27 protein-coding genes are annotated in these 25,205 nt (G+C 73.3%); 11 read left to right on the forward strand and 16 right to left on the reverse strand.

What is annotated here, in order from left to right; all coding sequences use genetic code 11:
• Window positions 1–23: 23 nt before the first annotated feature.
• On the forward strand, window positions 24–563 hold the full coding sequence (locus tag AC1DQC_RS02880) for a hypothetical protein (protein ID WP_477049728.1): 540 nt from the start codon (window positions 24–26) through the stop codon (window positions 561–563).
• On the opposite strand, the gene AC1DQC_RS02885 is transcribed toward AC1DQC_RS02880, so the two are convergent.
• The 3 genes from AC1DQC_RS02885 to sucC all read right to left on the reverse strand — a co-directional run bounded on the left by AC1DQC_RS02885 (window position 560) and on the right by sucC (window position 4,057).
• The gene (locus AC1DQC_RS02885) at window positions 560–1,849 is read right to left on the reverse strand and encodes a cell division protein PerM (RefSeq protein WP_477049729.1); all 1,290 of its coding nucleotides are present in this window, start codon (window positions 1,847–1,849) and stop codon (window positions 560–562) included. The genes AC1DQC_RS02880 and AC1DQC_RS02885 overlap by 4 nt on opposite strands.
• Window positions 1,850–1,967: 118 nt before the next feature.
• A complete protein-coding gene (sucD, locus tag AC1DQC_RS02890) occupies window positions 1,968–2,843 on the reverse strand; it encodes a succinate--CoA ligase subunit alpha (RefSeq protein ID WP_477049730.1) in 876 nt (291 codons plus the stop codon).
• A gap of 32 nt (window positions 2,844–2,875) precedes the next feature.
• Window positions 2,876–4,057, reverse strand: coding sequence for an ADP-forming succinate--CoA ligase subunit beta (sucC, locus tag AC1DQC_RS02895; protein WP_477049731.1), 1,182 nt, complete (start codon window positions 4,055–4,057; stop codon window positions 2,876–2,878).
• A gap of 237 nt (window positions 4,058–4,294) precedes the next feature.
• Between sucC and AC1DQC_RS02900 the strand changes: the two genes are divergently transcribed.
• The 3 genes from AC1DQC_RS02900 (at window position 4,295) to AC1DQC_RS02910 (ending at window position 6,260) form a co-directional block, all read left to right on the forward strand.
• Window positions 4,295–4,987, forward strand: a complete 693-nt coding sequence (locus tag AC1DQC_RS02900) for an AAA family ATPase (RefSeq protein WP_477049732.1) — start codon at window positions 4,295–4,297, stop codon at window positions 4,985–4,987.
• A 509-nt stretch (window positions 4,988–5,496) separates the two neighbouring features.
• Window positions 5,497–5,709, forward strand: a complete 213-nt coding sequence (locus AC1DQC_RS02905) for a helix-turn-helix transcriptional regulator (protein ID WP_456824833.1) — start codon at window positions 5,497–5,499, stop codon at window positions 5,707–5,709.
• Window positions 5,709–6,260 carry a Clp protease N-terminal domain-containing protein gene (locus AC1DQC_RS02910; protein WP_477049733.1) on the forward strand — a complete coding sequence of 184 codons (552 nt, stop codon included), beginning with the start codon at window positions 5,709–5,711 and terminating at the stop codon, window positions 6,258–6,260. Before AC1DQC_RS02905 ends, AC1DQC_RS02910 begins: the two co-directional genes overlap by 1 nt.
• Window positions 6,261–6,369: 109 nt before the next feature.
• Here the strand turns inward: AC1DQC_RS02910 and pcrA are convergent, their stop codons facing one another.
• From pcrA to AC1DQC_RS02925, 3 genes are all read right to left on the reverse strand, one after another.
• Window positions 6,370–8,817, reverse strand: a complete 2,448-nt coding sequence (pcrA, locus tag AC1DQC_RS02915) for a DNA helicase PcrA (RefSeq protein WP_477049734.1) — start codon at window positions 8,815–8,817, stop codon at window positions 6,370–6,372.
• A 62-nt stretch (window positions 8,818–8,879) separates the two neighbouring features.
• Window positions 8,880–9,362: a DUF456 domain-containing protein gene (locus AC1DQC_RS02920; RefSeq protein WP_477049735.1), complete on the reverse strand. Its 483-nt coding sequence runs from the start codon at window positions 9,360–9,362 to the stop codon at window positions 8,880–8,882.
• Window positions 9,363–9,408: 46 nt separating this feature from the next.
• On the reverse strand, window positions 9,409–9,756 hold the full coding sequence (locus tag AC1DQC_RS02925; RefSeq protein WP_477049736.1) for a hypothetical protein: 348 nt from the start codon (window positions 9,754–9,756) through the stop codon (window positions 9,409–9,411).
• Window positions 9,757–9,850: 94 nt separating this feature from the next.
• On the opposite strand from AC1DQC_RS02925, the gene AC1DQC_RS02930 reads away from it, so the two are divergent.
• The 4 genes from AC1DQC_RS02930 to AC1DQC_RS02945 are packed head-to-tail and all read left to right on the forward strand — an operon-like array spanning window position 9,851 to window position 12,930.
• A complete protein-coding gene (locus tag AC1DQC_RS02930) occupies window positions 9,851–10,603 on the forward strand; it encodes an SDR family oxidoreductase (RefSeq protein WP_477049737.1) in 753 nt (250 codons plus the stop codon).
• Between the two features lie 19 nt (window positions 10,604–10,622).
• A complete protein-coding gene (locus AC1DQC_RS02935; RefSeq protein ID WP_477049738.1) occupies window positions 10,623–11,198 on the forward strand; it encodes a TetR/AcrR family transcriptional regulator in 576 nt (191 codons plus the stop codon).
• Window positions 11,195–12,181: an NADPH:quinone oxidoreductase family protein gene (locus AC1DQC_RS02940; protein ID WP_477049739.1), complete on the forward strand. Its 987-nt coding sequence runs from the start codon at window positions 11,195–11,197 to the stop codon at window positions 12,179–12,181. The genes AC1DQC_RS02935 and AC1DQC_RS02940 overlap by 4 nt, the downstream gene beginning before the upstream one ends.
• Window positions 12,182–12,192: 11 nt before the next feature.
• Window positions 12,193–12,930 (forward strand): glucose 1-dehydrogenase, encoded by a 738-nt coding sequence (locus AC1DQC_RS02945; RefSeq protein ID WP_477049740.1) that lies wholly within the window; start codon window positions 12,193–12,195, stop codon window positions 12,928–12,930.
• Between the two features lie 8 nt (window positions 12,931–12,938).
• Here AC1DQC_RS02945 and AC1DQC_RS02950 read toward each other — a convergent pair whose 3' ends face one another.
• The 5 genes from AC1DQC_RS02950 to AC1DQC_RS02970 are packed head-to-tail and all read right to left on the reverse strand — an operon-like array spanning window position 12,939 to window position 17,888.
• Window positions 12,939–14,522 (reverse strand): AMP-binding protein, encoded by a 1,584-nt coding sequence (locus AC1DQC_RS02950; protein WP_477049741.1) that lies wholly within the window; start codon window positions 14,520–14,522, stop codon window positions 12,939–12,941.
• 6 nt (window positions 14,523–14,528) lie between these two features.
• Complete coding sequence (locus tag AC1DQC_RS02955) at window positions 14,529–15,728, reverse strand: acyl-CoA dehydrogenase family protein (RefSeq protein ID WP_477049742.1); 1,200 nt, start codon at window positions 15,726–15,728, stop codon at window positions 14,529–14,531.
• Window positions 15,728–16,768: a phosphotransferase family protein gene (locus tag AC1DQC_RS02960; RefSeq protein ID WP_477049743.1), complete on the reverse strand. Its 1,041-nt coding sequence runs from the start codon at window positions 16,766–16,768 to the stop codon at window positions 15,728–15,730. The genes AC1DQC_RS02955 and AC1DQC_RS02960 overlap by 1 nt, the downstream gene beginning before the upstream one ends.
• 59 nt (window positions 16,769–16,827) lie before the next feature.
• Window positions 16,828–17,241 carry an acyl-CoA thioesterase gene (locus tag AC1DQC_RS02965; protein ID WP_477049744.1) on the reverse strand — a complete coding sequence of 138 codons (414 nt, stop codon included), beginning with the start codon at window positions 17,239–17,241 and terminating at the stop codon, window positions 16,828–16,830.
• Window positions 17,238–17,888, reverse strand: coding sequence for a QsdR family transcriptional regulator (locus tag AC1DQC_RS02970; RefSeq protein ID WP_477049745.1), 651 nt, complete (start codon window positions 17,886–17,888; stop codon window positions 17,238–17,240). The genes AC1DQC_RS02965 and AC1DQC_RS02970 overlap by 4 nt, the downstream gene beginning before the upstream one ends.
• Window positions 17,889–17,986: 98 nt before the next feature.
• Here AC1DQC_RS02970 and AC1DQC_RS02975 point away from each other — a divergent pair, with 98 nt between their 5' ends.
• Complete coding sequence (locus AC1DQC_RS02975) at window positions 17,987–19,204, forward strand: acyl-CoA dehydrogenase family protein (protein WP_477049746.1); 1,218 nt, start codon at window positions 17,987–17,989, stop codon at window positions 19,202–19,204.
• A 54-nt stretch (window positions 19,205–19,258) separates the two neighbouring features.
• Here AC1DQC_RS02975 and AC1DQC_RS02980 read toward each other — a convergent pair whose 3' ends face one another.
• The 5 genes from AC1DQC_RS02980 to AC1DQC_RS03000 all read right to left on the reverse strand — a co-directional run bounded on the left by AC1DQC_RS02980 (window position 19,259) and on the right by AC1DQC_RS03000 (window position 23,001).
• On the reverse strand, window positions 19,259–19,708 hold the full coding sequence (locus tag AC1DQC_RS02980; protein ID WP_477049747.1) for a MaoC family dehydratase: 450 nt from the start codon (window positions 19,706–19,708) through the stop codon (window positions 19,259–19,261).
• Between the two features lie 5 nt (window positions 19,709–19,713).
• On the reverse strand, window positions 19,714–20,469 hold the full coding sequence (gene fabG, locus AC1DQC_RS02985; RefSeq protein ID WP_477049748.1) for a 3-oxoacyl-ACP reductase FabG: 756 nt from the start codon (window positions 20,467–20,469) through the stop codon (window positions 19,714–19,716).
• A 128-nt stretch (window positions 20,470–20,597) separates the two neighbouring features.
• Window positions 20,598–21,041 (reverse strand): NUDIX hydrolase, encoded by a 444-nt coding sequence (locus tag AC1DQC_RS02990; RefSeq protein WP_477049749.1) that lies wholly within the window; start codon window positions 21,039–21,041, stop codon window positions 20,598–20,600.
• Window positions 21,042–21,043: 2 nt separating this feature from the next.
• A complete protein-coding gene (locus tag AC1DQC_RS02995) occupies window positions 21,044–21,700 on the reverse strand; it encodes a LuxR C-terminal-related transcriptional regulator (RefSeq protein WP_477049750.1) in 657 nt (218 codons plus the stop codon).
• A complete protein-coding gene (locus tag AC1DQC_RS03000; protein WP_477049751.1) occupies window positions 21,697–23,001 on the reverse strand; it encodes a PspC domain-containing protein in 1,305 nt (434 codons plus the stop codon). Before AC1DQC_RS03000 ends, AC1DQC_RS02995 begins: the two co-directional genes overlap by 4 nt.
• A gap of 136 nt (window positions 23,002–23,137) precedes the next feature.
• Between AC1DQC_RS03000 and AC1DQC_RS03005 the strand changes: the two genes are divergently transcribed.
• Window positions 23,138–24,547 carry a PspC domain-containing protein gene (locus AC1DQC_RS03005; protein WP_477049752.1) on the forward strand — a complete coding sequence of 470 codons (1,410 nt, stop codon included), beginning with the start codon at window positions 23,138–23,140 and terminating at the stop codon, window positions 24,545–24,547.
• On the forward strand, window positions 24,547–25,203 hold the full coding sequence (locus AC1DQC_RS03010; RefSeq protein ID WP_477049753.1) for a hypothetical protein: 657 nt from the start codon (window positions 24,547–24,549) through the stop codon (window positions 25,201–25,203). The genes AC1DQC_RS03005 and AC1DQC_RS03010 overlap by 1 nt, the downstream gene beginning before the upstream one ends.
• The last annotated feature ends 2 nt before the right edge of the window (window positions 25,204–25,205 follow it).

Raw genomic sequence — 25,205 nt, forward strand, 5'->3', positions numbered from 1 at the left:
CGTTCGTGGGCGAGAATGCTCGGGTGAGCAATCCGTACGCACCCCCCGAGGACCGTCCGCGCACGCCGGACGGCGACCGGGTGGACGCGCCGCCTGCTCAGCACCCGTGGCCCCCGCCGGCGCCGCACCACCCCGCGGCCGTCGGTCCGGGCGCACCCGACCGCAGGCCGCCGGACCCCGAGCAGGCCGCGCGGGCCCAGCACCTCACGCGGCTGTTCGGCGTCCTCATCCTGTCGTCGGTCCTCGTCGCCACTCTGCCGCTCCCGTGGCAGGCCGCCGGCATCGCGTTCGCCCTCGCCGCACTCGTGGTCGCCGTGCGGGCGCTCGTCGTGTCGGCCCGGGCGCGGTCCCGCGGGCTCACGCCGATCATCGCCGTGGGCGTCGTCATCGCGCTGTTCTGGTCGCTGCTGCTCGGCGTGCAGCTCGCGCTCTGGCCGGTGCAGCAGGCCAAGCAGGACTGCCTCGCGGGCGCCCTGACCATCGCCGCGACGAACGCCTGCGACGCGCAGTACGTGAAGGACCTCGACGAGCTGCGGGGGTCGCTGGAGCAGAGCGGCTCCTAGTCCTGCGCCGGCTCCCGGCGCAGCAGCGCGCCGATCCACCGGTGCACCTGCGCCCGCAGCGGCCCGTCGCCGGGCAGCGCGACCAGCAGCGACCCCACCAGCACGCCGGCGCCGGCGAGGAGCCCGACGACCATCCCCTGCGCGCCCACGTCGGCCAGCCGGTCGGGTCCGACCCCGCCGCTGGCGAGCGTCACGAGGGTGGCGACCGCGAGGGTGGCGGTCACCGCCGCGGCCAGGCACGCGACGGGGGCGTCCCACCAGCGGAGTGACACCAGCCTGCGGTGCACGTACCAGCCGACCAGCGCGCCGACGACGACGAGCACCAGCGGGACGACGCTCGTGACCGGTCCCGCGACGTCCGGCGTCGGGAGCGCGCCGAGCAGGGGCACGGCCGGCAGCGGGCCGCCCACCACCCCGTCGGGGGCGAAGCGCGTCCCAGAGCCGACGGCGAAGCCGGCGCCGCTGAGCCACGCGAGCGCCCAGACCACGAGGTTGGGCAGGTACGCGAGCTCGGCCACCGCGAGCACCACCCCGCCGACGATGTCCAGCCCGAGGCCGCGCACGACGTCCCCGATGGTCGCCCGGCCCGCCACCACCCACAGCGTCGCGACGAGCGCCGCGACGAGCACCAGGCAGGCCGTGGCGAGCACGCCGCCGGCGGCGCCGGTCCGCAGGGGCCCGGGGCAACGGATCCACACGGGTCGGGTCAGCGCGCGGAACGTGGGGGCCTCGGGGCGCGCCAGCAGGCCCGTCCCCAGGCCGACCGCGGACACGGTCGCGCCGCCGACGAGCGCCCGCACCAGGCCAGCGCCGGAGTTCCCGCCGAGCAGCGCGAGCAGCACCGCGACCAGCGTGTACGTGCCGACCCCGGCGGCGTACGCCGACCACGTGGCCAGGCCGGACCGGCGGGCGGACGCGTAGCAGGCGAAGAGGGCGAGGACCGTCACACCCAGCGGGACGAGCGAGACGGTGACCGCGCCGACCTGCGCCGGGACCCCGTGCCCCAGCAGCCAGAGGGAGGAGCCGACGCCCACCGACCGGAACCAGCCCACGCCGCTGTTCGAGGGGTCCGCGGACGTCGCGACGTACGCGGCGACGGCCGGGAGCGTGAGCACCAGCAGCGACAGCACCGCCGCCTGCAGGGAGGACAGGACGCCCGAGACCCAGCGCGGGGCGCCGTCGAGCGCGGACACGAAGAACGTCGGCGCGGCGTCGTCGGACAGCGTGCGGCGACGGCGGCGGTCGAGGACAGGGGTGCCCCCCGTGCGGGGACCGGTGGAGCTCACCGTGCCATGGTCGCCGCCGACGCTCCCGCACCGGCGAACCCCGCCCGGCGCGTCGGCTGTCGGGTAGAACACGACGACCCCGGTGAGCGTGGGCTCACCGGGGTCGTCGAGAGGGTGGTCAGGACAGGAGCTGGCGCGCGAGCGCGGCCGTCTCGGACGGCGTCTTGCCGACCTTGACGCCCGCGGCCTCGAGGGCCTCCTTCTTGGCCTGGGCGGTGCCCGACGAGCCCGACACGATGGCGCCGGCGTGGCCCATGGTCTTGCCCTCCGGCGCCGTGAAACCGGCGACGTAGCCGACGACGGGCTTGGTGACGTGCTCGGCGATGTAGGCGGCCGCGCGCTCCTCGGCGTCGCCACCGATCTCGCCGATCATCACGATGACCTCGGTGTCGGGGTCCGCCTCGAACGCCGCGAGGGCGTCGATGTGCGTGGTGCCGATGATCGGGTCGCCGCCGATGCCGATGGCCGTGGAGAACCCGAAGTCCCGCAGCTCGTACATCATCTGGTAGGTCAACGTGCCGGACTTGGACACCAGGCCGACCCGCCCGGGGCCCGTGATGTCGGCGGGGATGATGCCCACGTTCGACTTTCCGGGGCTGATCAGGCCGGGGCAGTTGGGGCCGATGAGCCGCACGTTCTTCTCCACCGCGAGGGCGAAGAACTCGGCGGTGTCGGCCACCGGGACGCCCTCGGTGATGATGACGACGAGCGGGATGCCCGCATCGATCGCCTCGACGACCGCGGCCTTGGTGTGGGCCGGCGGCACGAAGACGACGGAGACGTCGGCGCCGGTGGCGTCCATGGCCTCGGCCACGGTGCCGAACACCGGGACCTCGGTCTCGCCGAACGCGACGGTGGTCCCCGCCTTGCGCGGGTTCACCCCGCCGACGACGGACGTGCCGGACGCGAGCATGCGGGTCGTGTGCTTCTGGCCCTCGGAGCCCGTCATGCCCTGGACGATGACCTTGGATGCCTCGGTCAGGAAGATCGCCATGGTGGTGTCTGCTTCTCTCTGCGTCAGGGGGTTCAGGCCGCGGCGTGGGCGAGCTCGGCCGCCTTGTCGGCGCCGCCGTCCATCGTGTCCGCGATCGTGACGAGCGGGTGACCGGCCTCGGCGAGGATCCGACGACCCTCGAGCACGTTGTTGCCGTCGAGGCGCACGACCAGCGGCTTGGAGGCCTCGTCGCCCAGGATGTCGAGCGCCGCGACGATGCCGTTGGCCACGGCGTCGCACGCCGTGATGCCGCCGAACACGTTGACGAACACGGCCTTGACCTGCGGGTCCGTGAGGATGATGTCCAGGCCCGCGGCCATGACCTCGGCGCTCGCGCCGCCGCCGATGTCGAGGAAGTTCGCCGGCTTCACGCCGCCGTGCGCCTCACCGGCGTACGCGACGACGTCGAGCGTGCTCATGACGAGCCCCGCGCCGTTGCCGATGATGCCGACCTCGCCGTCGAGCTTGACGTAGTTGAGGTCCTTCTCCTTGGCGCGCGCCTCGAGCGGGTCCGCCGCGGCGGCGTCCTCGAGCTCGGCGTGCTCCGGGTGGCGGAAGCCTGCGTTCTCGTCGAGCGTGACCTTGCCGTCGAGCGCGACGATGTCGCCGTCCTCGGTCAGCACGAGCGGGTTGACCTCGACGAGCGTGGCGTCCTCGTTCTTGTAGACCGTCCACAGCGTCTGCAGCACGGCGGCGACCTTCGGCGCCAGCTCGGGCGTGAACCCGGCGGCCGCGACGATCTCGTCGGCCTTCTCCTGGTCGATGCCGGTGCGCGGGTCGACCGCGACCTTGGCGAGGGCGTCGGGACGCTCGACCGCGAGCTGCTCGATCTCCATGCCGCCCTCGACCGAGCACATCGCCAGGTAGCGACGCTCGGCGCGGTCCAGCAGCAGGGAGAAGTAGAACTCCGTCGCGATCTTCGCGCCCTGCGCGATCATCACGCGGTGGACCGTGTGGCCCTTGATGTCCATGCCGAGGATCTCGGAGGCCTTCTCGGCCGCGTCGTCCGCGGAGCGCGCCAGCTTGACGCCGCCCGCCTTGCCGCGGCCCCCGACCTTGACCTGAGCCTTGACGACGACCACGCCGTCCTGACCACCCAGGAGCTGCTCCGCGCCGGCGCGAGCCTCCTCGGGAGTCGTGGCGACGACGCCGCCCAGGACGGGAACGCCGTGCTTCTCGAAGATGTCACGTGCCTGGTACTCGAACAGGTCCACCTGGTCTGGGTCCTCTCATCACCGGCGTTCGACGGCCTCTGTGCGGCCGAAACGCCCCGGTCGATGGTAGCGGCCGGGTGGAGATGTCTTCACATCGAGAGATGTGGCGTACGCGACGATCCGCGCACCCGAACCCCTCCCCCGCCGCGCGCCGGTCCGCTACGTTCCCCGCATGGAACCGGTGACGCAGGTCGCTGCTGCAGCTCTCGACCCCGCACGCACGTCCCGTCGGTCGCGGTGAGCGCCCCCTCGGACACCGCGCCCGTCGCGTCGGTCGCACGCCTGGCGGTGCTGCGCGACGTCGCCGCTCACGTGCCCGACCCACGGACCCTGGGGCGGCCCGTCCTCGTCGGCGTCGACGGCATGGACGGCGCGGGCAAGACCACCTTCGCCGACGAGCTCGCCCGCGAGCTGCGACGCGGCGGCCGCACCGTCGTCCGCGTGGGCGTCGATGGGTTCCACCGCCCGCGCGACGAGCGCTACCGCCAGGGCCGGCACTCCCCGGAGGGCTTCTGGGCCGACTCGTACGACTACGACGCGCTGCGCACCGAGGTCCTCGAGCCGTTCGCGCCCGGCGGCAGCCGCCGGTACCGGCGGGCGGTGCGCGACGTCGCCACCGACACCGCACTGCACCTGCCGCGCGAGACCGGCACCGACCGCACCGTGCTCGTCGTCGACGGCATCTTCCTGCACCGCGACGAGCTCGCCGCCTGGTGGGACTTCTCCGTGTACCTCGACGTGGACTTCGCCGAAACGTTCGCCCGGATGGCCGTCCGCGACGGCTGCCCCCCGGACCCTGCCCACCCCGCGAACGCCCGCTACGTCGAGGGCCAGCGCCGCTACCTGGCGGCCTGCCGCCCGGCCGCCCGCGCCACGGTCGTCGTCGACAACCGCGACCTCGCCCACCCGAGGCTCATCCCCCACGACTGACAGATCGCCGAGCGGGACGTCCGCACAAGAACGCCCCCCGGGACGTAGATGCGCGGACGTTGCGGACTCGCCCCGCGGGACGTCCGCGCAAAGAGGCCCCCCGACACTTAGATGCGCGGACGTTGCGCTCTCCTCCCGCGGGACGTCCGCTCAAAGGGGCCCCCTGACACCCTGATGTGCGGACGTTGCGGTCTGGTCGCGCGGACGTCCGCGCGAAGAGGCCCCCTGACACGCAGGCGTGCGGACGTTGCGGTCTGCTCGCGCGGACGTCCGCGCAAAGAGGCCCCCCGGGGCGTAGATGCGCGGACGTTGCGGCGGCCTCCGGGGACGTCCGCACAAATAGGCCTCCTGACACCCCTGAGTGCGGACGTTGCGCACTCGTGCAGCTGAACGCCCGTGTCGATGCAGCCGCGGCGGCTCCTGCTCCGACGTGCAACCGCTTCGCCTGCCTGAGCGCCGGCGTCAACTAGGGTTGACAGTGTCTCCGGCGTCAATGTAGGTTGACAGACATGTCCGATGAGCTGATGACCGCGGCCGCGAGTGCCGCCGAGCCCGCCGAAGGCCTGCGGGCCGTCCGCGCGCTGCGGGCGCTCGCCGACCGGCTGGAGGCCCTGCACGTCGAGCGCGCCCGGGGGCTGGGGTGGTCCTGGCAGCAGGTCGCCGCCGCCCTGGGTGTGTCACGGCAGGCGGTCCACAAGAAGTACGGGAAGAGGTTCGGCTGATGTTCGAGAGGTTCACGAAGGACGCCCGCGAGGCGGTCGTGCAGGCGCAGGACGAGGCGCGCGCGCTGGGTGCCGAGCGGATCGGGACCGAGCACGTGCTGCTCGGCGCGATCCGCCAGCCCGACACCGTCGCCGGCCGGGCGCTGGGCAGTCTCGGGGTCGACCACCGGGCGGTGCTCGGCGGCGTGCGCGCCCTGCCGCCGCACACGATCGACGGCGACGCGCTGGCGGGGGTCGGCATCGACCTCGACGCGGTGCGAGCGCAGGTCGAGGCGACGTTCGGTCCGGGCGCGCTGGACGCGGTCACCGCGCCGCCGCCCGGCAAGGCCGGGCACCGCCCGTTCGACGCGGACGCCAAGAAGCTGCTCGAGATCTCGCTGCGCGAGGCAGTCCGGTACAAGCACCGCCGCATCGACAGCGGTCACCTGCTCCTCGCGGTCGCCCGTCTCGACGACACGTCCGCGCACCGCGTGCTCGACGGGCTGGGCGTCTCGCCCGACGCGGTCCGGGCGGCGGTCACCGCGGCCTGGGCAGACGTGCCGGTGGGCTGACCGTGGCCGCCGGGGTCTCGCTGGCCCGGGTGCTGCGGACCCGGGCATGGGCCGGCTCCGGCGTCACGACGACCCGGGTCCGGGCCGTGCAGGGACGGTGTCCGGCGGCTCAGAGCTTGGTGACCGGCGAGAACCGCAGGAGCAGCCGCTTGGTGCCGTCCGTGCCGAAGTCGACCTTCGCCACGGCGTTCGGCCCGGCGCCCTCCAGCGCGATCACCGTGCCCAGCCCGTATGAGTCGTGCGTGACCCGGTCCCCGACGGCCAGCTGCGGGATGGCCGAGTCGGGACGCGGCGTCGCCGACCCGAAGGTGGCCCCGGTGGACGGGAGCGCCTTGCGCGTCTCCGTCCGGGGCGCCGACCGGTACCCACCGCCGCCCGAGGAGCCATAACCCGAGCCGTAGCTGGAGCGCAGCTGCTGGGTGGAGGACTCGCGTCGCCGCCAGTCGATGAGCTCGTCCGGCAGGTCGTCGAGGAACCGGCTGGCGGGGAACTCGTTCGGCACGCCCCAGGCCGTACGGACCGCGGCGCGCGAGATGTACAGCCGCTCGCGGGCACGTGTGAGGCCGACGTACGCGAGCCGCCGCTCCTCCTCCAGCTGCTGCGAGTCCGACAGCGACCGGAGGTGCGGGAACGTGCCGTCCTCCATGCCGGTGAGGAACACGACCGGGAACTCCAGGCCCTTGGCGGTGTGCAGCGTCATGAGGGTGACCACGCCCTGGTCGGGGCGAGCACCGCCGTCCGCGTCGCCGCCGTCGTCGTCGGGGATCTGGTCCGAGTCGGCCACGAGCGAGACGCGCTCGAGGAAGTCCGCGAGGTTCCCCTCGGGGTCGGTCTGCTCGAACTCGGAGGCGACGGCGTGCAGCTCGGCCAGGTTCTCCACCCGGGAGCCGTCCTGCGGGTCGTCGCTCGCGCGCAGCTCCGCGAGGTAGCCGGACCGGTCGAGCACGGCTCCGAGGACCTCGGCCGGACCCGCCCCGGACTCGGACAGCGCGCGCAGGTCCGCCATCATCGCGGCGAAGGCGGACAGCCCGGTGAGGGCGCGGGTGCCCAGGCCCGGCACCTCGTCGAGCCGGTCGAGCGCTGCGCCGAACGAGAAGCGCTCGCGCTCGGCGTACGCCGCGACCATCGACTCTGACCGGTCACCCAGGCCCCGCTTCGGGACGTTGAGGATGCGCCGGACGCTGACGTCGTCGTCCGGGTTGTCGATGGCCCGCAGGTACGCGACGGCGTCCTTGATCTCCTTGCGCTCGTAGAACCGCGTGCCGCCGACCACCTTGTACGGCAGCCCCACGCGGATGAGCACCTCCTCCAGCGCCCGGGACTGCGCGTTCGCCCGGTAGAAGATGGCGACGTCGCCGGGCCGCACGTTCTCGGCGTCGCCGAGCCGGTCGATCTCCTCGGCGACGAACCGGGCCTCCTCGTGCTCGGTGTCCGCGACGTAGGCCACGATCTGCGCGCCGGCGCCCGAGTCGGTCCAGAGGCGCTTGCCCTCGCGGCCGGGGTTGCGGCTGATCACCGCGTTGGCGGCCGACAGGATGTTCTGCGTCGAGCGGTAGTTCTGCTCGAGGAGGATGGTCCGCGCGTCCGGATAGTCGACCTCGAACTCGAGGATGTTCCGGATGGAGGCGCCGCGGAACGCGTAGATGGACTGGTCGGCGTCACCGACTACCGTGAGCTCGCCGCGCGGGAGCTCCATGTCGGTCGAGTCGTCGACGATGCCGCGCGACGACCCGACGAGCTCGCGGACCAGCACGTACTGCGCGTGATTGGTGTCCTGGTACTCGTCGACCAGCACGTGGCGGAACCGGCGGCGGTAGTGCTCGGCCACCGCGGGAAAGCCCTGCAGCAGGTGGACCGTGGTCATGATGAGGTCGTCGAAGTCGAGGGCGTGCGCCTGCTTCAACCGCGCCTGGTACCGCGTGTAGACCTGCGCCAGGACGGTGTCGAAGTCGTTGGCCGCCCCGCCGCCCGACGTCGCCGCGAACGTCTCGGGGTCCACGAGCTCGTCCTTGAGCGACGAGATCTTCGAGGCCAGCGCCTTGGCCGGATACCGCTTGGGGTCGAGGTCGAGCTCGCGCGCGACGAGGGTGAGCAGTCGCTGCGAGTCCGCGGAGTCGTAGATGGAGAAGCTGGACCGCAGCCCGAGGGTCGCGGCCTCGCGTCGCAGGATGCGCACGCACGCGGAGTGGAACGTGGACACCCACATGCGGCCCGCGGCCGGCCCGACCAGGTGCTCGACGCGCTCGCGCATCTCCGCGGCGGCCTTGTTGGTGAACGTGATCGCGATGACCTCGCCCGCCCGTGCCCGGCCGGTGGCCAGCAGGTAGGCGATGCGGTGGGTGAGCACCCGCGTCTTGCCCGAGCCGGCGCCGGCGACGATGAGCAGCGGGCCGCCCTGGTGCAGCACGGCCTCGCGCTGCTGCGGGTTCAGCCCCACCACCAGGGCGTCCGCCTCGGCCTGGCGCCGGGCACGACGCTCGGCGGACCCGGCGTCGTCGGGAGCGCCCGTGGGGACGCCGGGCAGGGGCAGGGAGAGGTTCTCGAAGAGCGACGTCATGGCCCGTCCAGGATAGGCGCCGGCACCGACATTGCCGTCCCCGCGCCTGTGGACGCGCGGGGTCAGGTGACGGCGAGGGCGGTCATCCAGGCACCCGTCGCGACGAGCGCCGCGGCGAGCTCGACGAGGATGGTCAGCCCGGTGGCCTGGAGCGCCGCGACCGTCGCGCGCCACGCGGGCTGGGCCTGCCGCGAGCGCGCCCACTCCGCGAGGTAGATCCCCAGCACGAAGCCGACGAACAGCCCGACGACCGGGATGGCGAAGAACCCGACGACACCGGCCACCCCGCCCCAGATGAGCGTCGACGGCGGCACGCCCGCGCGCTTGAGGTGCCGCCCGGCCAGCAGGTACTTGCCCACCGTGGCGAGCGCCGTGACGACGACCGTGATGGCGACGACCGTCCAGCCCGCGGTGCCGCCGGTGACGACGCCCCACACGATGATCGCCGCGGCGACGAGCAGGCCGCCGGGCAGGACCTGCACGACGACGCCGACCAGGCCCACGAGCACGACCAGGCCGACGAGGAGGTCACCGACGGAGTTCACGCGCTGGACAGTACTGCCAGCGCGCCGGCGCTTCTCCTCGGAACGGTCAGTGCCAGATGACGGCGACCGCGACGTTGACCACCGTGAGCCCGGCGATGGCCGCGAGGTAGCCGGTGGTCACGCGCGCGGGCTTGCGCACGCCGAGGACCACCAGCGCGGTGACCACGAGGGCGACGACGAGCTTGACGGCCAGCTTGGCCGGGTCCGGCTCGTGACCGGCGAGGCCCGCGGACGCGATGCCCGCGAGCGCGAGGCCGGTGACCAGGGCCGTGAGGATCCCGTGCAGGACGCCGGTCGCGATCTTCGGGGTGCGCAGGTTGACCAGGGTTCCGCCGAGCACGATGGCCCAGCCGACGAGGTGCAGGACGATGAGCAGCGAGTAGACGAGATCCATGCCGCCAGGCTATCTGACGCTGAGTCAGATAAACGCCAGACCGCCCATGCGCTAGCCTCGACATACCGAACGGTCGGTATCGGGAGGGGTGCGCGTGCGCAGGTTCGAGGGCAGGGTCGCCCTGATCACCGGGGGCAGCCGCGGGATCGGGCTCGCGATCGCGGAGCGCCTGGTCACCGAGGGTGCCACCGTGATCCTCACCGGGCGCAAGCCGGAGTCCCTCGACCAGGCCGTCGCCCGTCTGGACGCCGTCACGCCCGGCCGTGCGATCAGCGTCGCGGGCAGGGCGGACGACCCGGACCACCGCGCCCACGTTCTCCGGCTGGTCCGCGAGCGGTTCGGGGGGCTCGACCACCTGGTCAACAACGCGGGGATCAACCCCGCGTACGGCCCCGCGCTCGAGATCGAGAGCTCCGTGGTCCGCAAGATCCTCGAGGTCAACGTGGTCGCCGCGCTCGACTGGACCCGGTCGGCGGTGGAGCTGGGTCTGCGTCGCTCGATCGTCAACACCGCCTCGGTCGCCGGCCAGTCGGCCAGCCCCGGCGTCGCGTTCTACGGCGTCTCCAAGGCCGCGCTCATCAACCTCACCCAGCAGCTCGCCGTGGAGCTCGCGCCCGGCATCCGCGTCAACGCCGTCGCGCCGGCCGTGGTCCGCACGCGGCTCGCCCAGGCGCTCTACGCCGGCGACCGGGAGGCCGCGCTCGCCGCCGCGTACCCGCTGGGCCGCATCGGCGAGCCGGAGGACGTCGCCGGACCGGTCGCGTTCCTGCTCTCCGACGACGCGTCGTGGATCACCGGCCACACCCTCACCATCGACGGCGGTGCCAGTGCCGTCGCGGTCGGCTAGCACAAGGAGTCCCGAGCAGATGGCCACCTCCAGCGTCGTCGACGACATCACGCGCGCCGCGGTCGAGCTGTTCGCCGCCCAGGGGTACGCGAACACGTCCGTGCAGCAGATCGTCGAGGCCGCCGGCGTGACCAAGGGCGCGATGTACCACTACTTCGAGTCGAAGGACGACCTGCTCTTCTCGGTGTACGAGCGCATGCTCTCGCTGCAGACCGAGCACCTCGACGAGATCATCGGGCGTGGTGCGCCGACCGCCCAGACGCTGCACGACGTGTGCGTCGACGTCATCCAGACCTCGATCGACTTCCTGCCCGAGGGCACCGTGTTCTTCCGCAGCGTGCACATGCTCTCCGAGCCTCGCCAGAAGGAGGTCACGCGGCGCCGCCGGCAGTACCACGACGTGTTCGCCGGCATCCTCGAGCGCGGACAGGAGGAAGGCCTCTACCGGACCGACGTCCCGCTCGCGGTGCTCGTGGCCCACTTCTTCGCGGACGTGCACTACCTGTCCACCTGGTACTCCCCCGACGGCGCCGAGGACAAGACGGTCCTGGCGGAGCAGCTGACGGACCTGTTCCTCGTCGGCATCGGGGCGTGACGCGGGTGCGCGCGTGGCACGTGGTCCGGCACGGCGAACCGGCCGAGGTCCTGCAGCTCGCGGACGTCCCCGATCCGACGCCCGGCCCCGGGCAGGTGCTGGTGCGGGTCCGCGCCGTCGCCGTCAACTTCCCCGACGTGCTGCTCGCCCGTGGTGAGTACCAGGTGCGTCCGGAGCTGCCCTTCTCGCCCGGCATCGAGCTGTGCGGGGACGTCGTCGCGCTCGGCGACGGCGTCGGGCGCGTCGCGGTGGGCGACCGGGTGGTGGGGTCGCGGATCGGCGTCCTGTCCGAGCTGGCGGTCCTCGACGAGCACGAGGTGTTCCCCGCGCCGCCGGCGCTCGACGACGTCGAGGCCGCCTCGCTGACCATCGGCTACCAGACGGCCTGGTTCGGGCTGCACCGTCGGGCGGGGATCCGGCCCGGCGAGACGCTGCTCGTCCACGCGGCGGCCGGCGGCGTCGGGACCGCGGCCGTGCAGCTGGGGGCGGCTGCCGGGGCACGCGTCGTCGGCGTCGTGGGCAGCGCCGCCAAGGCGGAGGTCGCCCGCACGGCCGGTGCGGACGTCGTCGTGGACCGCTCGACGCAGGACGTCGTCGCAGTCGTCAAGGCCGAGACCGCCGGGCGCGGCGCGGACGTGGTGTTCGACCCCGTCGGCGGCCGCGCCTTCGAGCAGTCGACCCGGTGCATCGCGTTCGAGGGGCGCATCGTCGTCGTGGGGTTCGCCGGAGGGCAGATCCAGGCGGTCAACGCGGGACACGCGCTGGTGAAGAACTACAGCGTGCTGGGGCTGCACTGGGCGCTCTACGCGCAGCGCCGGCCGGACCTCGTCGAGGCGACGCACGTCGCGCTCACCTTGCTCGTCGACGAGGGACGCATCCGTCCGGTCGTCGGCGAGGTCGTGCCGTTCGAGGACGCGCCGGCGGCCGTGCAGAGACTCGCCGACGGCGCCACCACCGGTCGACTCGTCATCGCCGTCACCTGAGGAGGGGCCACATGGACAGCAGGCTGGAGGGTCGGGTCGCGATCGTCAGCGGCGCAGCGGGCGGGCTCGGCGCCGCGTTCACCCGCGCCCTGCACGCAGCGGGCGCGCGCGTCGTCGTCGCCGACCTGGCCGACGAGCCGGCGGCCGCGCTGGCTGCGGAGCTGGGCGACCGAGCCCTCGCCGTGCACCTCGACGTGACGTCCGAGGAGAGCTGGGCCGCGGCGGTCGACGCCGCGCGGTGCGCGTTCGGCACGGTCGACGTCCTGGTCAACAACGCGGGGATCGCCAACGCCGGCCCGGTCGACCACTACCCCAAGGCCAAGTGGGACGCGGTCATCGCGGTCAACCTCACGGGTGTATTCCTCGGGGTGCAGGCCGTGGTCCCGACGATGAAGGCCGCCGGGCGCGGGTCGATCATCAACATCTCGTCGGTCGAGGGCATGCTCGGCGGCGCGCACCTGCACGGCTACGTCGCCTCGAAGTTCGGCGTCCGCGGGCTGACCAAGTCGCTCGCGGTCGAGCTGGGCCCCGACGGGATCCGGGTCAACTCCGTGCACCCGGGGTTCGTGCAGACGCCGATGACCGCCCGGCTGGACCCGACGGCAGTGCCGATCCCGCTCGGCCGCCCGGCGGTCCCGGAGGACGTCGCCGGCACGGTGGTCTTCCTCGCGAGCGACGACTCCGCGTACACCACGGGCACGGAGCACGTGGTCGACGGCGGCATGATCGCGGGCGTCCCGCACTCCTGAGCGCGGCGTCAGGCCTCGGCCGGCGCCGTCGAGAACCGCGCGACGAGCTCGCGCTTGAGGACCTTGCCGCTCCCGCCCAGGGGCAGGGCGTCCACCAGGTGCACCACGCGCGGGAACTTGTACGCGGCGATGCGCTCCTGCACGAACGACACCAGCTCCGCGGGCGTCGCGTCGTGGCCGTCGAGCAGCACGACGGCGGCGTGCACCTCCTGGCCGCGCTGCTCGTCGGCGATCCCGAACACCGCCGCGAACGCGATCGCGGGGTGCCGCATCATCACGTCCTCGACCTCGCTCGGGTACACGTTGTAGCCGTTGCGGACGATCATGTCCTTCTTGCGGTCGACGATCGTGATGACGTCGTCCGCGTCCTTGGTGCCCAGGTCGCCGGTGCGGAACCACCCGTCTACCACCGCCGCGGCGGACGCCTCCGGGTTGCCCAGGTAGCCCTTGAACAGGGCGTGCCCGCGGACCACGATCTCTCCCAGCTCCCCCAGCGGCAGCGGGACGATGCGGTCGTCGACGTCCGCGTCGGCGATCTCGATGTCGACGCCCCACAGCGGGCGGCCGACCGTGCCGGGACGGATGGGCTCGCCGACGTAGTTGAACGACACGGCCGGCGACGTCTCGGTGAGCCCGTAGCCCTCGTGGACCTCCGCGGCGAACTCCCGGGAGAACGCCTCGAGCACCGCGACCGGCAGCGCGGCCCCTCCGGAGACGGCGTACCGCAGCGGCGGCCGGTCCGTGCTGCGGGCGGCGGCCTGCAGGAGGCCGATGTACATCGTCGGCACTGCGGTGAACACCGTCGCGCGGTGCTGCACCATCTGGGCCAGCGCCGCGTCGGGCTCGAACTTGGGCAGCAGGACAACCGCGGCGCCCACCCGGAACGCGGTGTTCATGACGCAGACCTGTCCGAACGTGTGGAACAGCGGCAGCCCGCCGAACACCACGTCGTCGCGCTTCATGTCGAACGTGTCGATGAGGGCCACGTTGACCTGCTCAATGATCGCCATGTGCGAGCCGACGGCGCCCTTGGGTCGGCCGGTGGTGCCGCTGGTGTAGAGGATGGTCGCCGCGCTGATGGGGTGCACGGACGCGTAGAGGTCGATCGACTCGGTCGCCGCGGCCTCGTCCTCCAGTCGCGGGAAGGGGACCTCCATGCCGTCGGGGACGAGCACGGTGAGCAGCGGGATGCCCGCGCTCGCCGCGGCCGGAACGGCCTCGGCGAGCATCGGGGCCGCGGCCACCAGCAGCGTCGCGCCCGAGTCGCGCAGCACGAACGCGATCTCCTCGGCCTTGAACAGCAGGTGGACGGGCACGACGACCGCACCCAGGGCGAGGACGCCGTAGTAGACGCGGGCGAAGTCGGGCACGTTCGGCACGATCATGGCGACGCGGTCGCCCGGTCCGATGCCGCGGGCGCGCAGGGCGCCGGCGTAGGCTCGCGTCTGCTCCCAGAGCTCGCCGTACCGGACCACCTGGTCGCCCATCAAGAACGCCGTGCGGTCGGGCCGGCTGTGGGCGGTCTCGGCCAGGATCGCCGCGACGGACATGCTGCCGTAGCCCGCTCCGTCGAGGGCTTCGTCGTGGGTCATCTCGGATCACTTCCTCTTGGTCAGCTGGGCTCGCCCGAGGGAGGCGAGGTGGACCTCGTCCGGTCCGTCCGCGAGGCGCAGGGCCCGCGCGGCGGCAAACATCTCGGCGAGCGGCTGGTCGCCGGACAGCCCGGCCGCGCCGAAGAGCTGGATGGCGCGGTCGAGGATCTGCTGCACGGCCCGCGGGACCGCGATCTTGATGGCCTGGATCTCGGTCATGGCGGCGCGGTTGCCCACCGTGTCCATGAGCCAGGCGGTCTTGAGCACCAGCAGGCGCAGCGCCTCGATCTGCAGGCGCGACTCCGCCACCCACTCGCGCACCACACCCTGGTCGGCGAGCGGGCGACCGAACGCGGTCCTGCTCCCGGCGCGGTCGACCACCAGGTCCATCGCCCGCTCCGCCATGCCCAGCGACCGCATGCAGTGGTGGATCCGGCCGGGACCCAGCCGCGCCTGGGCCATGGCGAAGCCCTCGCCCTCGCCGCCGATCACGTGCGTCACCGGCACCCGCACGTGGTCGAAGACGATCTCCGCGTGGCCCCCGTGGTCGCGGTCGTCGTAGCCGAAGACGGTCAGCGCCCGCACCACCCGGACGCCCGGGGTGTCCCGCGGGACCAGCACCATGCTCTGGCGACGGTGGCGCTCCGCCGACGGGTCGGTCGCGCCCATGACCACCAGCAGCGCGCACTCCGGGCTCATCGCGCCCGTCGACCACCACTTGCGGCCGGTGATCACGTACTCGTCGCCCTCGCGGACGATGCGGGTGGCGATCTGGGAGGCGTCCGACGACGCGACGTCGGGCTCGGTCATGCAGAACGCCGACCGGATCCGGGCATCGAGCAGCGGCTCGAGCCACTCGTCCTTCTGCTCGGCCGTGCCGAACTCGTGCAGCAGCTCCATGTTGCCGGTGTCGGGGGCGGCGCAGTTCATCGCGACCGGTGCCAGGCGCGGGCTGCGGCCCGTGAGCTCGGCGACCGGCGCGTACTGCAGGGTGGTGAGGACGCCGCCCGGCAGGAACAGGTTCCACAGCCCTCGCTCGCGGGCGGCGGCCTGCAGGTCGCGCACGATCTCCGGGGTACCCCAGTCGTCGGGCGTCGCGGCCAGCTGCTCCTCCAGGACCGGCTCGGCGAGGTACACCAGCTCGTCGAGGAACCGCTGCGTGCGGCCGACGAAGTCCAGGGCGACCGCGTCGTGGGAGAAGTCCATCAGCGCACGCCCGCCAGCTGCGCGCGGCCCTCGTCGGCCAGCGGTGCCACCAGGGTGCCGATGCGGTCGAAGCCCTCCCCCACGGTGCCCCCACCGAGGAACCGGTAGTGGATGCCCTCGAGGATGACCGCGAGCTTGTACGCGGCGAAGGCCCGGTACCAGCCGAGCTCGGGGACGCCGACACCCAGCCGGGCGCTGTAGGCATCGACGAGCTCGTCGAAGTCGGGGTAGCCGGCGCCGGGGTCCACCGCGCTCGGGACGGCGTCGCTGAGCTCCCGGATGTTCCAGTACAGGCCGAGCATGCCGAGGTCGACCGCCGGGTCGCCGAGGGTCGCCATCTCCCAGTCGAGGACGGCCGTGACGTGCGGGACCTCGCCGCCGACCAGCGCGTTGTCCAGCCGGTAGTCGCCGTGCACGATGCTGCCGCCCCGGGTGGTCGGTACGCGCTCGGCCAGGCGGTCCTGGAGGTCGTCGAGGCTCGGCACCGGCCGCGAGCGCGAGCCGTCGAGCTGGGTGCGCCAACGCGTCAGCTGCCGGTCGAGGTAACCGTCCGACCGGCCCAGGTCGGCGAGCCCGACGTCAGCGGGGTCGATCGCGTGCAGCTCGGCCAGCAGCGTCGCGAGCTCCAGGCTCACCGTGCGCAGGGTGTCGGGCGCGTACGCCGCGTTCTGTGCGGGGTCCGCGAGCACCACGCCGTCCACCAGGTCCATGACGTAGTAGACCGTCCCCGTGCCGGCGTCCGGGTCGTCGACCAGGGCGAGCGTGGGCGGGACGGGCACGCGCGAGCCGGCCAGCGCGGTGAGCACCCGGTGCTCGCGCGCCATGTCGTGCGCGGTGGTCTGCACGTGGCCGAGGGGCGGACGGCGCACGACGAGCGGGCGCACGCCGCCGTCCACCCGGTAGGTCAGGTTGCTGCGCCCGCCGGCGATCACCCGCGCGGTCAGGCTGCCGGTCCCCAGGAGCTCCGGGTGCTCGCGGCGCAGGTACGCCTCGAGCCGCGCCACGTCGAGCCCGGGCGGGTCCGGCATCCGTTCGGTCATCGTCGACCACCTCTCCCGGGCCGCACCGCGACATACCGCCCGGTCGGTACGCTACCGGATCAGCCCGTGAGGTCGCGCTCGATGGCCGCGCGGATGCGGTCGGGGACGGGCACCGGACGCCGCGTCTCGTCGTCGACGAACACGTGCACGAAACGACCCTCGGCGATCACCTCGCCCGCGCGCAGGATGCCGAGCTCCCACGTGACGGAGGTGGTGCCCACGCGGCCGGCCCGCAGGCCCACCTCGAGCGGTTCCGGGAAGGTCGCCGAGGCGCGGAACTCGCACGACGACGACACGCAGACCCCGATCGGCTCGCCCGCCGTCGGGTCCAGGCCCGCCGCCGCGTTGAGCCACGCGTTGATCGTCGTGTCCATCGCCTCGTAGTAGACGGTGTTGTTGAGGTGGCCGTAGACGTCGTTGTCGTTCCAGCGGGTGTCAAAGCGGGCATGATGCGCGTACCGCGGCTCTGTCACGGTCGCAGCACCAGCTCGAACGCCGCGCGTGCCCGCTCGGCGCTGGGCCGGTCGCCGTTGATGAGGTCGGCGTAGGTGAACGACTCCGAGATGCGGACCAGCAGGTAGGCCAGGTCGTGCGCGTCCACCGACCGCCCGAACGGCTGCTCGCCCAGCTCCTCGCGCACCAGCGTCTCGACGACCGCCACGTAGCGCCGCTGGATCTCGCTCTCCTTCGTCGTCAGCAGCCGCAGCGCCCGCGCCGGCTCGCGCTGCAGGAAGCCACGGAAGTACGGGGCGGTGTTGAGGTCGCGGACGAAGTGCGTGAGGAAGTCGGCCACCCGCTGCGGACCCGCGACCCCGCGCGTCGCGGCGTCGGCCTGCTCGAGCGTCGGGACGGCGAGCGACCAGAGGACCTCGGACAGCAGCGCGTCGCGGTTGCCCACCCAGCGGAACAGCGACGTCCTGTCGACGCCCAGCCTCGACGCGAGCCGGCCCATGTCGATCCGCGCGCCCTCGATGAACGTCTCGCGCGCCAGCACGAACGCGCGCACGACCTCCCCGTGCTCGCCGTCCTCCAGTCGTCGAGACAGCCAGGACGGCGCGACGAGCGTGCCGAGGTGACCGAGCCCGACCACGCGCGGATCGGCGACGCCGAGGTGCGACATGGCGGCAACCTACTCCCGATCGAGGGGCATGCAACATCTCGGGAAATGATGCAGACTCGAGGCGTGATCACTGCCGATCGACGAGCGGAGCCCTCGGAATGACCATCGCCCGAGGCGCTGACGCGCCCCAGACCGACCTCTCCCGCGCGCTGCTGACCAGCGACTTCTACTCCTTCCAGGACCTCCTCACGCCGGTCGAGAACGAGCACGTGATGCAGATCCGGGAGTTCCTGGAGGCAGAGATGCGGCCGATCGCGGACGACTACTGGGACCGCGCCGAGTTCCCCGTGCACCTGATCCCGCGCGTCGGCGAGCTCGGGATGCTCGGGCCGATGTGGCCGGAGACGGTCCGGTTCGAGAACAGCGCCGTCTACCGCGGCTGGGTGGCCCTGGAGCTGTCCCGGGTCGACGCCGGCTTCTCGACGTTCATCGGCGTGCAGAACGGCCTGACCATGGGCGCGATCGGCGTCGGGGGGTCGCTCGAGCAGCGTGCGGAGCTGCTCCCGCCCATGAGCCGCGGGGAGCTGGTGGGCGCGTTCGGGCTGACCGAGCCGCTGTCCGGCTCCGACACCGCGCGCGGCCTGCGCACGACCGCCCACCGCACCGGCGACACGTGGGTGATCAACGGCGCGAAGCGCTGGATCGGCAACGCCACCTTCGCGGACCTCACCGTCATCTGGGCGCGCGACACCGCGGACGACCAGGTCAAGGGCTTCATCGTCCGCCGCGGCGCCCCCGGGTTCACGGCCACCAAGATCGAGCGCAAGCAGGCGCTGCGGTCCGTGCAGAACGCCGACATCCTGCTCGACGGGGTCGAGGTGTCCGAGGCCGACCGGCTGCCGAACATCCACTCCTTCCGCGACGTGGCCACCGTCCTGCGGCTGACGCGCGCCGAGGTGGCGTGGCAGGCGGTCGGCGTGGCCGTCGGCGCGTACGAGGCGACCGTGAAGTACGCACTCGCGCGCGAGCAGTTCGGCAAGCCCATCGCGTCGTTCCAGCTGGTCCAGGACCGGCTCGCGCGCTGCCTGGGCAACATCACCGCCAGCATCGCGCTGTGCGTGCGCGCGTCCCAGCTGGGCGACCAGGACCGGCAGGGCGACCAGCACTCGGCCCTGGCCAAGGCCTACACGACGACCGCGATGCGGGAGACCGTCGCGCTGTGCCGGGAGACGCTCGGCGGCAACGGCATCCAGCTCGACCACGGCGTCGCGCGCTACATGGCCGACGCCGAGGCCGTGTACTCGTTCGAGGGCACCCGGGACATGAACAACCTCATCGTGGGCCGCGCGATCACGGGCATCGCAGCCTTCGTCTGACCCGCAACGTCCGAGCAAGTACGGGTCCTGACCCCCAGTTGCTCGGACGTTGCGTCAGTGGGCTGCGACGTACAGGACCACCGTGTCCGCGACCAGGGCGGGCTTGCCGGCGCCCTCGATCTCGATCGTCACCGTGAACCCCGCGCGGACGCCCCGCGCGGTCGGCTCGGCGCTGCGGATCGTCGTCGAGGCCCGGACCCGAGAGCCCACGACGACCGGCTGCACGAACCGGACGCGGTCGAGCCCGTAGTTCACGACGAGGTCGGTCGCGCCCACCTCGACGAGCCCGTCGGTGAGGCGCGGGACGAGGGACAGCGTGAGGTAGCCGTGCGCGACGGTGGCGCCGAACGGGCCCTGTGCGGCGCGCGACGGGTCGACGTGGATCCACTGGTGGTCGTCGGTGGCGTCGGCGAACGCGTCGATGCGGTCCTGCTCGATCGTCAGCCAGGACTCGGCCGTCGCCGACTCTCCGACCACGTCGAGCAGGCCGGCCGGCGTCGCCACCGCGATCACGCCTTGGGCCCGCCCGCCACGTAGAGCACCTGCCCGTTGACGAAGCCCGCGGCCTCGGAGCAGAAGAACGAGACGGCGTTCGCGATGTCCTCCGGCTGGCCCACCCGGCCCACCGGGATGTCCTTGGCCACGCCCTCGACGAACTGCTCGTACGTGAGGCGCATCCGCTCGGCCGTCTGCCGGATCATGTCGGTGGCGATGAACCCGGGCGCGACGGCGTTCGTCGTGATCCCGAACCGGCCCAGCTCGATGGCCAGGGCCTTGGTGAAGCCCTGCAGCCCGGCCTTGGCGGCGGCGTAGTTGGCCTGCCCGCGGTTGCCGAGCGCCGACGTGCTGGACAGGTTGACGATCCGACCCCAGCCCGCCTCGACCTGGTGCTTCTGCACCGCCCGGCTCATGAGGAACGCGCCGCGCAGGTGCACCGACATCACCGAGTCCCAGTCGGTCTCGGTCATCTTGAACAGGAGGTTGTCCCGCAGGATCCCGGCGTTGTTCACCAGGACGGTGGGCGCTCCGAGCTCGTCGACCACGCGCGCGACGGCGGCCGCGGCGGCGTCGGTGTCGCCGACGTCCGCCCCCAGGGCGAGCGCGTCGCCGCCCGCCGCGCGGATCGCGTCCACGGTCGCCCCGCAGTCCTGCTCGCGCAGGTCGAGCACGGCCACGCGGAACCCGTCGGCTGCCAGCCGCTGCGCGGTGGCGGCGCCGATGCCGCGGGCCGCGCCGGTCACGAGGGCGGTTCTGGGCTCGGTCACGGGAGAGTCCCTTCGTCGGAGGTCACGGGCGCCGGGAGCTGCAGGCGACTGTCCGCGTCCTCGCGGTCAGTCGTCATACCGACCGCGCGGTATGTCTCGCGACCCACCGTACACAGCCGGAAGGGCGCCTACCCGCTGACGTTCTCCGGCTCGCTCGCGTACCCGGCCATCTGCAACGCGGTGTCCACCAGCTCGACCCGGTCGAGGCCGTGCACCTCGTCGAGCGCGAACCACGCGGCGGTGTCGGTGGTGCCGTCGACCTCGTCCCGCAGCTCCCCGCCGACGACGTGCGCGCGGTAGACGATCCGCAACGCGTGGAGGGCACCGTCGGCGGGGTCGATGCGGTCGGCGGCGGGGATCAGGAGCGAGTCGATGCCGAGCAGCTCGTCCAGCACCGCGTGGTAGCCCGTCTCCTCGAGGACCTCGCGCACGGCCGCGTCGGCAGGGTCCTCGCCAGGGTCGATGCCGCCGCCCGGCAGCGTCCACCCCGCCTGCCCGCCCTCCACCCAGTGCGGCAGCAGGATGCGGCCGTCCTCGACGATGACGGCGTACGCCGCGACGCGCAGCCGCATCGTCAGAGCAGCCGCCGGGCCGCCGCCCAGCGCGTGAGCTCGTGCCGGCTGGACAGCTGCAGCTTGCGCAGCACCGCCGAGACGTGGGTCTCGACCGTCTTGATCGAGATGAACAGCTCCGAGGCCACCTCGCGGTACGAGTACCCGCGCGCGATGAGCCGCATCACCTCGCGCTCGCGCGCGGACAGCCGGTCGAGCTCGTCGTCGCCGATCGCGACATCTCCCGCGGCGGCGCCGAACGCGTCGAGCACGAACCCGGCCAGCCGCGGCGAGAAGACGGCGTCGCCGCCGGCCACGCGACGGACGGCGTCGGACAGGTCCGTGCCGTCGATCGCCTTGGTGACGTAGCCGCGGGCTCCCGCGCGGATGACGGCGACGACGTCCTCGGACGCGTCGGAGACGGACAGCGCGAGGAACCGGGTCTCGCCCAGCAGGTCGGTGCACGCCTTGATGACCTCGGCGCCGCCGCCCCCGTCGCCGCCGGGCAGGTGCACGTCGAGCAGGACGACGGGTGGCTTGAGCTCGCGCACCAGCCGGATCGCGTCGTCGACCGTGTCCGCCTCCCCGACCACGCGCACGCCGGCGTCGAGCGAGGCCTTCACGCCCGTGCGGAACATGTGGTGGTCGTCCACCAGGACGACGTCGACCGGCTCGCTCATGCCTGTGCTCCCTGTTCCTCGGTGGACCGGATGGGCACCACCAGGTGCACCTCGGTCCCGCGCTCGGGGCTGCTGCTCACGGTCGCGGTGCCCCCGCGACGCCGCACCCGCCCGATGATCGACTCGCGCACCCCGAACCGGTCGGTGCCCACCTCGTCGAGGTCGAACCCGTCGCCATGATCCCGCACGAACACCTCGACCTCGGTGGCCCCGACCTCCAGGTACAGGGACACCGGTGGTCGGCCGTGCACCACCGCGTTGACCAGCGCCTCGCGCGTGGCCTGCAGCAGCGCCTCGGTGTCGGCGTCGGGCACGCGGTCGCCGACCACCACGGACTCGACGGCCACCGGGTCCCCCGACGGCCCCGAGCGCGAGTCCTCGACCTCCGCGACGATCCCCCGCAGGGCCGCCGCGACGGACGTGCCCGGCGCCGGGCGGTCGTCGTAGAGCCACTCGCGGAGCTCGCGCTCCTGCGCACGCGCCATGCGGGCCACCTCGGCGGAGTCGTCGGACCGCGACCGGATGAGCGCGAGGGTCTGCAGGACGGAGTCGTGCAGGTGCGCGGCGATGTCGGCGCGCTCCGACTCGCGGGCGCGGGCGGCGCGCTCGTCACCCAGCTCGCGGACCAGTCGCAGCCACCACGGCGTGAGCACGAGCGCGACGCCGCCGAGCATGATCAGGGCCGCGACGATCGACTGCGCCAGGGTCGCCGTGTCGACTCCCTCGCCCGACGCGAGCCCGACGAAGAGCAGCACGCCGACGCCCGCCAGCAGGATCCCGCCRGCGACGCGGAGCACGCTCACCGGCGTCCGGCCGCCGGCCCGGTCGCGCAGCCGTCCCCGCTGCACGGCGTCCAGCTGGCTCCAGGCGAGCCACAGCCCCGCGAGCACGATCAGGGCGGGCAGGATCCAGTCGGCCTGGACGTCGGCGCCGGACCGGACCGCGATGAGCAGGGCCGCGGCGATCACGAGGACCGCGCCGATCGCGATGTCCGTCACCGGGATGCGGCGGCCGGGCTCGATGAGCGCCTGCCGCCTGGCCAGCCGGGTCAGCGCGCTCGGCCGCACCTCCTGCGCGGCGTCGGCCGGGTCGCCCGCGGGCACGGACAGCCACCAGAAGACGTAGAGCAGGGGGCCGACGCCCGCGATCGGGGTCAGCACCACGAAGGCGAGCCGCACGAGGCCCACCGGCAGGTCCAGGTGTGCGGCGAGCCCGAGCGCGACACCGCCGAACCAGCGTCCGCGCGCGGGACGGCGCAGCGGCAGCCGTCGGCGGGCGAGCAGGGGTGCGGTCGAGGTCACGGTCCGATCGTCACATGCTCAGACGTCTGCCGGGGTGCCGTCCGGGGTTCGTTCAGGGGTGCGCGGCGGCAGGTTCAGGGTGCGCTCAGGGGACCACCCGATGCCGCGGCCTCGGCCGAGCGACAAGGATCGAGGCATGGACACGAGCACTCCGACCGGCCCCGGGCCGGCCCCCGAACCCGCGGCACCGCCGCAGCACCCCACGCAGCCGTCGAACAGCTTCTTCGAGGGCATCCGCCGGCTCGGCATCACGCGCTCCGACGACCGCTGGATCGGCGGCGTCAGCGGCGGGCTGGCCGACCGGTTCGGCATCGACCCGCTCCTGGTGCGCGGCATCTTCGCCGCGACCCTCCTGCTCGGCGGGCTCGGCCTCGTCGCCTACGGCGCGGCCTGGGCCCTGCTGCCCGAGCGTCGCGACGGCCGGATCCACGTCGAGGAGATGATCCTCGGCCGCTTCGACATCGCCCTGCTGGGCGCCCTGGCGTTCGTCATCGTCGGCTTCGGCCGTGGCGACAACTGGTTCTTCTTCTGGGGGCCCCCGGGCTGGGTGCAGGGGCTGCTCTGGCTCGCGTTCGTCGGCGGGATCGTCACCCTGATCATCGTCGTCGCCAACCAGCAGCCGTCCCGCCCGCGCCCGCCGGCGGGCCAGTACGGTCCGTACACGGCGCCCGGCGCCCCGGCGACGTACCCGGCCGCTCCGTACCCGACCTCCCCCGCGGCCACGTACCCGGCGGCTCCCGCCACCACGTACCCGGCTCCTGGCGTCACCGACGCCCCGGTCCCGCCCTACGGCGCTCCGCCGGCCCAGGCCTGGACGTCCTCGGCACCGCCGCCGGCGCCCGTCCGTGCGCCCAAGACGCCCAACCACCCGCGACCGCCCCGGCCCCGCACGCCGGGTGCCGGCGCCGGCACGGTCGGCGTGGTCGTCGCGCTCAGCCTGCTCGGCCTCGCCGTCCTGCTGATCGCCGAGCGCTCGGGCGACTTCACCGGCCCGGTCGGCCTCACCGCGCTGGGGATCGGCATCGTCCTGGCCGGTCTCGGCATCATCGTCTCCGGCCTGCGCGGCCGGACCAGCGGCGGCCTCGGTGGCCTCGCGGTCATCGGCATCCTCGTGGCGGTGCCCGTCGGCGCGGTGCAGAACCACCACTGGAACTGGACGGCCGACGGCCAGCACGACTTCGCCGCCAGCGGTGACGTCGTGGTGACCTCCCGGACGGACGCCGCGCACGGCTACTCGATGGGCTTCGGCGACGTGACCATCGACCTGTCCGACGTCCCCATGACCTCCGACACGCTCCAGGTGCCGATCTCGCTCGCGGCCGGGGACCTCACCGTCGTCGTGCCGTCGGACGCGAGCATCTCCGCCGACGTCGACGCCGGTGCCGGCACGGTCCGCTGGGACGTCGACGGGGAGAGCAAGAGCGTCGACGGCGTCGGCCTCAACCCCCGCACCTTCACCACCGGCGCGTTCGACGACGGCGGCCCGCAGCTCGCGCTGCAGGTCCAGATCGGCGCCGGCGACGTCACGATCACCGAGGAGAACTGATGGCTACCGACAAGACCCCCGACGAGACGGCGCCGCTCCCGGTGACGCAGGACGAGCCGGACGCCGCCGAGACCGTCGTCCTGTCGCACGAGAAGACCTCCGTCCCCGAGACCCGCGAGACGGCCGACCTGACGGCCTCGGAGACGGGCGCGCTCCCCGACGAGACGGCCGCCCGGACGGCCTCGGAGACCGGCGCGCTGCCCGACGAGACGGCCGTCCTGACCGTCTCGGAGACCGCCGTGCTCCCCGTCGACGACGCGGCCGCCGGGGCGGCCCGGACCCACGAGCCGACGCCGGTGGAGCCCGCTGCTCCGACGTCGCCGATCGGCGCGCTCTACTCCCCCGCGCAGCGAGTCGCGCCGGACCCGACGCCGACGCCCACCCCGACGGACGCCTTCTTCGCGACCTACGCCGAGCCCGACCGGGCCGACCCGGTCGTCGCGCCGGCCGAGCCCGTGACACCGCCCCGCCGGCGGCTGAGGGTCGGGACGGTCGTCTGGGGCCTGGTCATCGCCGCGATCGGCGTCGGCCTGCTGGCCTGGGCGGCCGGCGTGGCTATCGACCTGCAGCTCGCGATGATCGTGCTGCTCGCGGTCGCGGGGACCGCCCTGCTCGTCGGCTCCATCGTCAGCGGGGCACGCAACGCGCGTCGCTGAGG

It is taken from the genome of Cellulomonas sp. P4_H12 (assembly GCF_056400905.1).

Excerpts from the sequence above, each read along its gene's own strand:
- sucD (WP_477049730.1), bottom strand. The coding sequence starts at position 2,843 with ATGGCGATCTTCCTGACCGAGGCATCCAAGGTCATCGTCCAGGGCATG.
- AC1DQC_RS02905 (WP_456824833.1), top strand. The coding sequence starts at position 5,497 with ATGTCCGATGAGCTGATGACCGCGGCCGCGAGTGCCGCCGAGCCCGCC.
- AC1DQC_RS02910 (WP_477049733.1), top strand. The coding sequence starts at position 5,709 with ATGTTCGAGAGGTTCACGAAGGACGCCCGCGAGGCGGTCGTGCAGGCG.
- pcrA (WP_477049734.1), bottom strand. The coding sequence starts at position 8,817 with ATGACGTCGCTCTTCGAGAACCTCTCCCTGCCCCTGCCCGGCGTCCCC.
- AC1DQC_RS02925 (WP_477049736.1), bottom strand. The coding sequence starts at position 9,756 with ATGGATCTCGTCTACTCGCTGCTCATCGTCCTGCACCTCGTCGGCTGG.
- AC1DQC_RS02935 (WP_477049738.1), top strand. The coding sequence starts at position 10,623 with ATGGCCACCTCCAGCGTCGTCGACGACATCACGCGCGCCGCGGTCGAG.
- AC1DQC_RS02945 (WP_477049740.1), top strand. The coding sequence starts at position 12,193 with ATGGACAGCAGGCTGGAGGGTCGGGTCGCGATCGTCAGCGGCGCAGCG.
- AC1DQC_RS02950 (WP_477049741.1), bottom strand. The coding sequence starts at position 14,522 with ATGACCCACGACGAAGCCCTCGACGGAGCGGGCTACGGCAGCATGTCC.
- AC1DQC_RS02955 (WP_477049742.1), bottom strand. The coding sequence starts at position 15,728 with ATGGACTTCTCCCACGACGCGGTCGCCCTGGACTTCGTCGGCCGCACG.
- AC1DQC_RS02960 (WP_477049743.1), bottom strand. The coding sequence starts at position 16,768 with ATGACCGAACGGATGCCGGACCCGCCCGGGCTCGACGTGGCGCGGCTC.
- AC1DQC_RS02970 (WP_477049745.1), bottom strand. The coding sequence starts at position 17,888 with ATGTCGCACCTCGGCGTCGCCGATCCGCGCGTGGTCGGGCTCGGTCAC.
- AC1DQC_RS02975 (WP_477049746.1), top strand. The coding sequence starts at position 17,987 with ATGACCATCGCCCGAGGCGCTGACGCGCCCCAGACCGACCTCTCCCGC.
- AC1DQC_RS02990 (WP_477049749.1), bottom strand. The coding sequence starts at position 21,041 with ATGCGGCTGCGCGTCGCGGCGTACGCCGTCATCGTCGAGGACGGCCGC.
- AC1DQC_RS02995 (WP_477049750.1), bottom strand. The coding sequence starts at position 21,700 with ATGAGCGAGCCGGTCGACGTCGTCCTGGTGGACGACCACCACATGTTC.
- AC1DQC_RS03005 (WP_477049752.1), top strand. The coding sequence starts at position 23,138 with ATGGACACGAGCACTCCGACCGGCCCCGGGCCGGCCCCCGAACCCGCG.
- AC1DQC_RS03010 (WP_477049753.1), top strand. The coding sequence starts at position 24,547 with ATGGCTACCGACAAGACCCCCGACGAGACGGCGCCGCTCCCGGTGACG.